Consider the following 1,609-nt stretch of genomic DNA (forward strand, 5'->3'; position numbering starts at 1 on the left):
GGAGGTGCGGGGCCCGTGGATCACCGGCGCCTACTACGGCGTCGACGCGCCGGACAAGTTCGACGACGGGTGGCTGCGCACCGGTGACGTCGGGTCGATCACTCCCGACGGTTACCTCTCGCTGACGGACCGGACCAAGGACATCATCAAGTCCGGCGGCGAGTGGATCTCGTCGGTGGATCTGGAGAACGCCGTGATGGGGCACCCGGACGTCGTCGAGGCCGCGGTGATCGGCATCCCGGACGAGAAGTGGGACGAGCGACCCCTCGTCGCGGTCGTCCTGCGGGGAGGCGCCTCGACCACGATCGCCGAACTGCAGCAGTACCTTTCGGACAAGGTTGCCAAGTGGCAGGTGCCCGAGAACTGGACGGTGATCGGCGAGGTCCCGAAGACCAGCGTCGGCAAGTTCGACAAGAAGCGGCTGCGGACCCAGTTCCAGGAGGGTGGACTGGACGTCAACCGGATCTAGGGCATCTCCGACGAGTTCGCCCGTCGGCGTCCCGGGCGAGGGCCGATTCGCCCGGGGCGGCCGAGACGAATCGGCGGACCCGTCCTGGGCTATCGTGCCGGCGCCGCATCGCCGGCGCGAGAGCCCGTCATGATTGTGCGACAACGAGTTTCGTGCCGTACGGCTCGGCGAGGTCGGCCGCGAGGGTCGCATCGGTGATGATCCGGTCCGTGTCCTCGATCTCCGCCACCTTCGCGAGCGCTCGACGCCCGAACTTGGAATGGTCCGCCACCACCGCGACGTGCGCGGCGGACCGCATCATCGCGCGCTTGACCGGAACCTCGAGGGTGTTCGTGTTGGTGACACCGGCGACGGGATCGATCGCGTCCGCACCGAGGAACGCCCAGTCCGCCGAGAAGGACCGGATGAAGTCGACCGTGTGACTTCCGGTGAGCGTGTAGACCGAGTTGAGTAGCTCGCCGCCGGCCACGAGGAGTCGAACCTCGGGAAAACCCGCCACCAGCTTCGCTATCCGCAGGTCGTTGGTGATCACCGTCAGCCCGCTCTTCTGCTGCAGCGCGACTGCCACCTCGTAGGTCGTCGACCCGCTGTCGAGAATCACGCTGGCGCCGTCGTGAACCAGCCCGGCCGCAGCCCGCGCGATCGCCGACTTCTCCGCGGCGTTCAGCCCGACCTTGAACACGTACGGCACGTCCTTCACTGCGCCGTCGAGTACGCGTGCGCCGCCGTGGGTGCGTTCGACTCTGCCGTCGCGGGCGAGAGCGTCCAGGTCGCGCCGGATCGTGGAGGCGTCGACGTCCAATTCGGCGGACAGGGCCTTGGCCTCGAGGTACCCGCTCGAGGCCAACCGGCGCAGGATTTCACGGCGGCGAGCGTCTGCGGACACGGATCTTCCCTTCTCGGCGAACGGTCGGGTTCATCGACGGTGAACACGTGAAGCCCCATCAAGATAGCGCAGAGCGCGCAACTATTGACAGTAGTCGACCCATGATTGCACTATTTCGTGCGGAAGCTGCACACAAACGCGCACTCCTCGGCGGGCACGCGCTAACAGAGAGGTTCACCGTGGTCCTCAAGCTCGGGTACAAGGCGTCGGCGGAGCAGTTCGGGCCGCGGGAGCTGGTGGAGTTGGCGGTTCTC

At 66.9% G+C, this 1,609-nt stretch carries 2 protein-coding genes; one reads left to right on the forward strand and one right to left on the reverse strand.

What is annotated here, in order from left to right; translation table 11 throughout:
• Positions 1-469 (forward strand): AMP-binding enzyme (locus ABD951_RS23825; protein WP_425569937.1); only part of this gene is annotated, 469 nt, incomplete at its 5' end.
• A gap of 127 nt (positions 470-596) precedes the next feature.
• Here the strand turns inward: ABD951_RS23825 and ABD951_RS23830 are convergent.
• Positions 597-1,355 carry a DeoR/GlpR family DNA-binding transcription regulator gene (locus ABD951_RS23830; RefSeq protein ID WP_345351293.1) on the reverse strand — a complete coding sequence of 253 codons (759 nt, stop codon included), beginning with the start codon at positions 1,353-1,355 and terminating at the stop codon, positions 597-599.
• Positions 1,356-1,609: the final 254 nt, after the last annotated feature.

This window comes from Rhodococcus olei, from assembly GCF_039540555.1.
In the GTDB taxonomy this organism is placed as follows: domain Bacteria; phylum Actinomycetota; class Actinomycetes; order Mycobacteriales; family Mycobacteriaceae; genus Rhodococcus_G; species Rhodococcus_G olei.